The sequence below is a fragment of the Chamaesiphon sp. OTE_8_metabat_110 genome, from assembly GCF_031382685.1.
Lineage (GTDB): Bacteria > Cyanobacteriota > Cyanobacteriia > Cyanobacteriales > Chamaesiphonaceae > Chamaesiphon.
The window spans coordinates 1-7,641 of sequence record NZ_JANMZA010000005.1; the positions used below are offsets into that span (position 1 = coordinate 1).

Here is a 7,641-nt window from a genome sequence, read left to right on the forward strand (position 1 = left end):
GGAATTCATACAAACACCTTGCCAGCAGCCCAACTAAACAAATTGTTGACTAGATAAATCGTGGTTGCCGATAAAGTTACCATCGCAATTACGGCAATAGATTCACTAATCAGGTTTTGACGGGTGGGCCAAATTACTTTAGAGAGTTCGGCGTTACTATCTTGAACGAGTTGAACCGGGTTAAAACCAGCTTTGGGTTCGGCAATTACTGGCTCGGTTTTTGGCGGTTCGATTTTTTTGACCATAGTCTTTGGCTCCTCTGCAAAGATTAGAGGATGTAAGGTTGACAGATTACTAGTTTACCTGAAATTTTTACCTCTTGCTCGGGTAAATTAACGTCAGTTTGTCATAAGAAGAGCCTAGAGATTGAAATCGAGTGCGGTGCCTAAACGAAGCCAATATCCTTAAACCGAACTCACGTTGAATTAGGTCTCGATCGAGCAGGTTACTGAGGCAAGCAAAATAAGTACTAACTGTGTCGAGAGTCACTGCGATGTTCGTAAATTCAGATCTTGTAGCGGCAAAAGTTGGGTGAGTGGCGATCTCGAGTTATTGTTGCTGCACCTACGATGTAGTGCCTATCTGTAGGTAAATCCACGTACTTAGCAAAATAGTACCCCACAGTATTTCCGTGGATCGACGCTGTTGGGAACTGGGTGGTGTAGAGAACAATGTAGCAGTAGAGAAAACAAAACCACGGCATCCAAACCGCAGCTTGATTCTCTCGCGATTCCATCCCCGTCCGCACTCCCTGTTGTGATTATGCCCATTTCGATCGTCTAGATCGCAAATAGCATCGATCGAACAGCATCTATCTTTAATCTAAGGTTGCTCAAACGATGGCTACTCAGGTTTCCGCTCATTCTGAATCGATTTCCTTGTTGATGAAGTATTATCAACAGCCCAGTATTCGAGTTCGCAATCAATTAGTATTACTGAATGCCGGGTTAGTCAGACAAATCGCCCACCGGATCGGTCGTCAATGTGCAGAACCCTATCAAGATTTGGAACAGATTGGTTACTTAGGTTTGATTCGCGCCATCGAACGCTTCAATCCCCATCAAGGCTGTGCTTTTAGCTCTTTCGCCGTTCCCTACATTAGAGGTGAAGTCCTCCACTTCCTCCGCGATAAGAGCAGCGTCCTCAAGATTCCACGTCGTTGGCAAGAACTCCAAAAAGAAGGTGAAAAAGTTCGTCAACAGTTGACTGCTAAATTAGGTAGAAAAGTTCGGGATGAAGAAATTGCCGCTGTATTGAATGTCTCAGTGAACGAATGGAGAGAGACTCAAGCCGCAGAACACAATCGTCAAGCACTAAGTTTGGATGCAACTGTGGGACAAATGCTCGATTGCCCAGTGACTTTGGGCGACAGCTTACCAGATACTCGCGAACAGCAGCGTCAATACCTCGAAGAAGAACGTCAGCAATTAGAAGGGGCGATTGGCGAACTCGAATCCAAGACGAAGCAAGCGATCGAATTTGTCTATATCAAGGGATTACCTCGCAAAGAAGCTGCCAAAAGAATTGGCGTTAGTCCCATGACTGTCACTCGTCACCTCCAACGCGGCGTTAAGCAATTGTCTACGCTACTGCAACCAGAAGAGGCTGTAATGAGCTAATTACTCGCCGCATGAGGTAATTGACCCAACTCTAGGTTAATGCCTTCTGCGGAAGTTAGGCTTTAGACTTTGGGCTTTAGGAGAAACTACAGCGAAGTTGGGGAGGGAACAGGGTTTCCCTCCAAGCACCGTCCACGATCTTTGGCAGGAAGTCTATTTAATTCAGGAACCAAAATTTTAGAGTGAGGATTGCTCCTCACTTTTTTTTGCTCATCTCGGATCGAAAATCGGCTTAGCGAACTGGGATGGAGTTATTCTGTCAACCTAGGCTGCTAGAGATCGCTACCCTTGGGTAAAATCAAAAAACGGTAAACCAAGTATAAAATAATGCCAAATACAGACAGCGTTATTAGCGACGTGATGAGTTGGAAAACGGTTTTAATCAGCGTCAAGCTCAATAATCCACCACCTGCGATCGCCAGTAGCTTACCACTAGAAGGAATCCCATTAAACCAGTTCAGAAATTGTCGATAGCTGCCCTGAAGTGTATCGAAACCGAAGCTAGAAGCATCAACGTCAATTTGGTTGAGATGTTCGGATTCCGATCCTGTAGCGCGATCGAAATTGCTCTTGAGATTGCGGATGCGGGTTTGCCAATCTTGGGATTCTGGGGTAGTCATGCGCTGAAAATTGAGGTTGAGGGGATAGACGGGCAGAGTTGTTGTCTTTACCCTATGCTAATAAATTCTAGAGTTAGATTATCGGTGACGGTCGCTCGCTATTTCCGATACCGACGCTACGAAAATGAGCTGAAGATCGCGATCGATGTACCGAGACTGGTTGACAATTCGCTCGCCGCTGCCTATTCGGAGATGACTTCGACAGCAACAACGTCGATCGTGTCTGGTGGGGTCTCTCTGAGCAATTGCCCCCGCTCTACTTTGAGTACTTCACCGCAGTTGCTGCACTGAATCTCATTGCCATCGATGCCTTGCAGTTGATAACTACATACCGGGCATTGAGCTTGAACGATACTGCGGCGCAACCACCAGAAAAAGCCTAAAAAGCCGATAACGGGGGTGGCAATCGCCAATCCCACCACAATCAGTGCTGATTTTACCACCCATCCCAATCCAACACTGCCCAACAGTAGGCAGACTGCGACAATTGTCAGCCAGGATTGAAATCGCGGTAGATTGAATTGAAATACATTAGTACTATTATTATTCACTCAAGGTAGCTCCGTTGCGGTTGAAGCCGATCTGTTGCTTTCTCGCGATCGCTGACTTTCGCGGCCAGCAGTTGCCTGAGTCGATCGCACCTGCGGTTGAGAAAAATGTTTCATATCCATATAGTTTATCAGGAATATTTAGTTACTGTGTACGCTGACCCGAACAGTAAAAAAATCCCCGCGCTCAAAATTTCAAGCACAGAGCGCGATCGACCGCATGCCAAGTCAACGTGATTGTGGCTGAGCTTACCCGAGCGAGCGGGTGAGTTTAACGATCGTACTCGCAACTGCCACTTGATGCTAAATCTAGATATCTCCACCGACTCAGTAAATTTTACAAGTCATCGGACGAAAACCTAACTGTAACTGCCACAAGCGATCGGCTCTAATAGGTGAATTTTGACGAGCCGATTGTTGTGGCGAGGAACGAGCGGAAGATTATAGGCAAATGGTACTATTTACTAAGCATTTCTAGTAACCAATCCCCATAAAAAGATCACCACAAGCGAGCCTAATACGGCAAAAATAACTGAATAAAGTGAGAAGCCACCAGTTGCCGCCAAAGCCAATCTGCCAGTCGTTATAAAGGTATGCAGAAACCCCCCAACAAATGCACCAGTAATCCCGAGAGCGATCGTCGCAAGTATGCCGCCACCTTGAGTTCCCGGATAAATCATCTTAGCGATCGCCCCAGCAACTAGACCGAGTACTGCCCAAATTAGAACATTTAACATAAATTCAACTCTCCATCGCTAATGTTTAGGTAGATGCTTTAATTTTACCGATTTAATTTACAGCTTGAACCTACTTTGAAGTTCGGATTCCCCTAGTTTAGCCGATCGCTTAGTTAGACTCTGAGTGGTCGATCGATTCTTAACTTTTTGCGCCAAATCCGCCCTTTTTAGGTTGCGACTTAGATTTAACTTTATCTTTGCTGACTTCGCGAACTGCGGCTTGAAACAGTTCGTGCAAATGGATGGGAACGCTGGCAAGATCGGGCAGATCTGGCTCTAGCGGTTTGTTGTATTTAGTTAGTACCGAATCGAGTGTTGATAATTCAAACTCTGGCTGTTCGAGCGTTTGGGCGATCGCTATTTGGAGCTGGTGCGGAAATTCTGATGCCAGCCGCCGCCACACTGCGGCGTTCAGTAGCGGCTCGGCTAGGCATTTGCGAAAGAAGTTGAGATCGGCAGGTAGGTATTGGGAACGATCTAGTTCTAGCAGCGTTTTTAGTCGGGGGTAATCCACTAAAAACATTTGTCCCCAGTAATGATGGCTGAGCGCGGTCACAGCAGCAGCCGAGCGTAACTGCGGTGGCAGTTCGACTTTGGGTGCTACCATTTTGTTAGGCTTGGCAGTTGGCGCTGGTGCAGCACTGGGTTCGGGGATGGGTTCGGGGATGCCGAGAGTGCTGGTGAGAGCTTGGACATCTTCGGCATCAACGCCAGCCTCTAGAGCTAGCTCGGAGAGCGATTTAGACTTATCGATCCCGGCGGCATCTAATTGTTTCTCCAGCAGCCAATCTTGGAATTCACCGATCCGTTTTTGCAATTGTGCGCCGGGGAGGGTAACTTCATCAGCACCAAAAAATTCGACAAAGCGATCGTGATAAACTGCTACAGATTCCCAAGCAGCAGCTAATTCTGCTGGTGCATCGCTGTAGAGATAGTGAGGATAATTTTGCCGAAAAGCTCCGACAGCTACTGCCAGTTTCGGTCGTCCCAATCTGCCCAAAGTCACCCAGGGAGCTAAAATTGCCCAGTCAATACCGACGATCTGCGCGATCTGTGCGACAATCACTTCGCCCTCTTTAAGTCGGCTCATCGCCGCTTGAGACTCCAGATCTGTAAATTGAATCCGGTAATGCCGCGCCGTCACCCAATTCATCACTTCCAAACCATTAGGGAAGATTTGGACGATCGATAATAACCCAACGAAGCTCCGCCGCCAACTGCCGATGAGCTGCCGATCTGCAAGGCTTAAGTCCGTCCGACTGGCAAGAAATAATTCTAGTGGTGTTTTGCCATCTACTTCACCCTCGATCGCAAAGCGATGCAGGAGGAGTTTTTGTTGTCCTGAATCTAACTGTGGATGGCGGCGCAATTTTCTGTCAGTATAGCTTTCTAAGGCACTGGCGATACTGCCGCGATCTGTCTGAATAAACTCAATAATTAACGCCCAGAGGACACCAGCGCGCGCAAATAAAGGGTCGAACATAGGATTTTTATTATAAAAGATGGGGACAATTCTCTACTTGTTGCTACCCCCTTTTTATAATATAATTGCATCTTCGGGTTCAGCAACGCACTAAGGTTTTAAATCCCGATTTCAGCTAAGAGGAAATCTGGAAAGTCAATTCTTTTAAGCATAAACCCTAGAAATCCCTCCTATCCCCCTTGTTAAGGCTACGGTGTATACACATCTCTAGTGAGAATCGAAATTGGTGGGAGTCCCCCTGTCTTGTCTCGCTGTCTTGTCGTTTTTTTATTCGGGGGGAACCCCCAAATAAAAACGCCGCTTTTATGTGCGGGGGAACCCCGCCCATACCGAGCCGCTAAATCCCCCTTTTCAAGGGGGACTTCCGGATCTGGTTCTCCCCTTTTTAAGGGGGGTTAGGAGGGATTTAGATCTACGAGCCATATCAAAAAACCTTTCCAGACCTCAGCTAATAATTAGGAGCCAGCGGCTTAGCCGCTGGCTCCTGGATGGCGATTACTCTTCTGGAGTCGCTGGACGGATTTGCTCTAATTCATGACAGTCATCGGAAACCAGTGGCTCAGCGTTCCCACGATAGACGGAGGCTAGTTTCTGACTGATCGAAGCAATGCTTTCGAGTCGCACCATTTCTTCCCAGGATGAGACTTCATCTTCTTCGTCAGTCTCATAGCGGATGGTAACTAGGTCGCCTTCGATGTCGGTGATGCGCGCACGTTCGATCCACCGTTGTTGATCTCGCAGGAAAATACACACTTCCCGACCATCTTCGCACATTTGATAAATCTTGCGATGTAACATATTTGAACTCTCCTAAACAAATAAATCTGGCGCTGGAAGTGGAAATCTAGTCTTACTACTAGTTGAGTATGTATAGCTAGATTAGCTTTCCCAAAGTTAACTAGATGCAGTCGGTTTAGTTGAGGAACTTAATGTGACCATCCACCCAAGATTTGAAGATTGCACTGGTCGATTCTCCATTAGAGACGTAACGCCAATGGCGATAGCCCTTGATGAAATGATAACGATCGGGTCTAAGATTCGATGTCATTACTAATAATGAGATGTCGCCTGACTACAGGGGCTTTGAATTACTCGATCGATATTTTGCTAACAGCGATCGTGTAGCCTATATAACTATGATACCCGTTTACTCGTCGGTTTGCTTAACAAATCGAGCATAATAGCTAACAATGCGAGGATTGGCGCAAGCAGCAGCTCAAGTCTATGCCTAGCAACAACTCAGTCCTAACTATCCCCTAAAATTAGATGTTTACTGTCACCAAACAGTCCCAGATCGAGCCAATTTATGTCTTGAATGATACACGCAGCCAGAGTTCGCTGACGGTTTTTCCCGATCGCGGTGGCATTGCCACCAGTTGGCGGGTGGGCGATCGTGAGTTACTGTACTTAGATGCCGAGCGGTTTACCGATCCCAAATTGAGCGTCCGTGGGGGGATCCCGATTTTATTTCCCATTTGCGGCAACTTACCAGACAATACTTACTCGATTGGTGACAAGCAGTACGCACTCAAGCAACATGGCTTCGCCCGCGAATTACCCTGGCAAGTAGTCAGCCAATCTACCGATACCGATGCTAGCTTGACAGTGGTATTGGAGAGCAATGACCAGACTCGCCAAGTGTACCCCTTTGATTTTAGCGTCAGCTTTACCTACCGTCTTGCTGGGGGCGATCTGATTATCGACCAGACTTATACCAACAAGTCCGCGACGCCGATGCCTTTTAGCACGGGACTACACCCCTACTTTGCCACTCCCGCCAAAGATCGGCTGACATTTGAGATTCCCGCCGATAGCTATCAAGAAAAGCAGACAGGTGAGACTCATGGCTTCGCGGGCAAGTTTGATTTTAGTCAAGCGGAAATTGACGCGGCTTTTACCGATGTCAAGGCAAACGTCGCCACCGTTCGGGATGCCGGACAACAACTCACCCTCACGATGGCATCGAGTCCGAATTACCGGACTGTCGTCTTTTGGACGGTGGCTGATAAAGATTTTTATTGTCTAGAGCCATGGACGGCTCCTCGCAACAGTTTGAACACAGGAAAGGATCTGCTACATGTAGCTCCAGGCGAGACTTTAAACTGCAAAATTACCTTTAGTGCCAAATTTGCCTAAATAAAACTTGCGCTAAATTAAAAGTCCGTGTTATCTTAGTAAAGGTCTGATTCAATCGGGCCGTAAGGGACGCTAGCTCAGTGGTAGAGCATTCGGCTTTTAACCGACTGGCCCCGAGTTCGACCCTCGGGCGTCCCATGTAACCAACTAAATAGCGATCGAATTTGGCAATGAGGCTGACTCGATCGCTTTGTTGTATTTGAGCGGACATTAATTCCGGCAGCGGTGACTAATTTTATTGCCAAAGGAGTATCGATACTCACAGATATTTGGTAAAGTATCCTTAGTTAAAAAAAGATCGTTAAATTGCCGATCTGTCTTCGGAACGCTTTTGCCAACGAGGAGCGATCGAATATTGCGGCGTTTTTATTCGGGGGGAACCCCCGAATAAAAACGCCGCAATATGCGATCGCTCCTCGTTGGCAAAAGCGTTCCGAAGGCAGATCGGCAATTTAACGATCTTTTTTTAACTAAGGATACTTTACCAAATATCTGTGA

General features: G+C 47.0%; 8 protein-coding genes and 1 tRNA gene. 3 read left to right on the forward strand and 6 right to left on the reverse strand.

Annotated features, from left to right (window positions below; translation table 11 throughout):
- Positions 1–5 precede the first annotated feature (5 nt).
- The gene (gene secE, locus RMO52_RS00120; protein ID WP_310409929.1) at positions 6–245 is read right to left on the reverse strand and encodes a preprotein translocase subunit SecE; all 240 of its coding nucleotides are present in this window, start codon (positions 243–245) and stop codon (positions 6–8) included.
- 594 nt (positions 246–839) lie between these two features.
- On the opposite strand from secE, the gene RMO52_RS00125 reads away from it, so the two are divergent.
- Positions 840–1,619 carry a sigma-70 family RNA polymerase sigma factor gene (locus tag RMO52_RS00125; protein WP_310409931.1) on the forward strand — a complete coding sequence of 260 codons (780 nt, stop codon included), beginning with the start codon at positions 840–842 and terminating at the stop codon, positions 1,617–1,619.
- 272 nt (positions 1,620–1,891) lie between these two features.
- Here RMO52_RS00125 and RMO52_RS00130 read toward each other — a convergent pair whose 3' ends face one another.
- The 5 genes from RMO52_RS00130 to RMO52_RS00150 form a co-directional block, all read right to left on the reverse strand.
- The gene (locus tag RMO52_RS00130; RefSeq protein WP_309742638.1) at positions 1,892–2,239 is read right to left on the reverse strand and encodes a hypothetical protein; all 348 of its coding nucleotides are present in this window, start codon (positions 2,237–2,239) and stop codon (positions 1,892–1,894) included.
- Between the two features lie 182 nt (positions 2,240–2,421).
- The gene (locus RMO52_RS00135) at positions 2,422–2,790 is read right to left on the reverse strand and encodes a hypothetical protein (protein ID WP_310409933.1); all 369 of its coding nucleotides are present in this window, start codon (positions 2,788–2,790) and stop codon (positions 2,422–2,424) included.
- A 461-nt stretch (positions 2,791–3,251) separates the two neighbouring features.
- Positions 3,252–3,524 (reverse strand): GlsB/YeaQ/YmgE family stress response membrane protein, encoded by a 273-nt coding sequence (locus tag RMO52_RS00140; protein ID WP_309742632.1) that lies wholly within the window; start codon positions 3,522–3,524, stop codon positions 3,252–3,254.
- Between the two features lie 139 nt (positions 3,525–3,663).
- Positions 3,664–5,007 (reverse strand): hypothetical protein, encoded by a 1,344-nt coding sequence (locus RMO52_RS00145; RefSeq protein ID WP_310409935.1) that lies wholly within the window; start codon positions 5,005–5,007, stop codon positions 3,664–3,666.
- A 495-nt stretch (positions 5,008–5,502) separates the two neighbouring features.
- A complete protein-coding gene (locus RMO52_RS00150; RefSeq protein ID WP_309742628.1) occupies positions 5,503–5,805 on the reverse strand; it encodes a DUF6679 family protein in 303 nt (100 codons plus the stop codon).
- Positions 5,806–6,273: 468 nt separating this feature from the next.
- On the opposite strand from RMO52_RS00150, the gene RMO52_RS00155 reads away from it, so the two are divergent.
- Together RMO52_RS00155 and RMO52_RS00160 are read left to right on the forward strand one after the other, a co-directional pair.
- The gene (locus RMO52_RS00155; RefSeq protein WP_310409937.1) at positions 6,274–7,143 is read left to right on the forward strand and encodes an aldose epimerase; all 870 of its coding nucleotides are present in this window, start codon (positions 6,274–6,276) and stop codon (positions 7,141–7,143) included.
- Between the two features lie 66 nt (positions 7,144–7,209).
- Positions 7,210–7,281 (forward strand) — tRNA-Lys (locus RMO52_RS00160).
- Positions 7,282–7,641 lie beyond the last annotated feature (360 nt).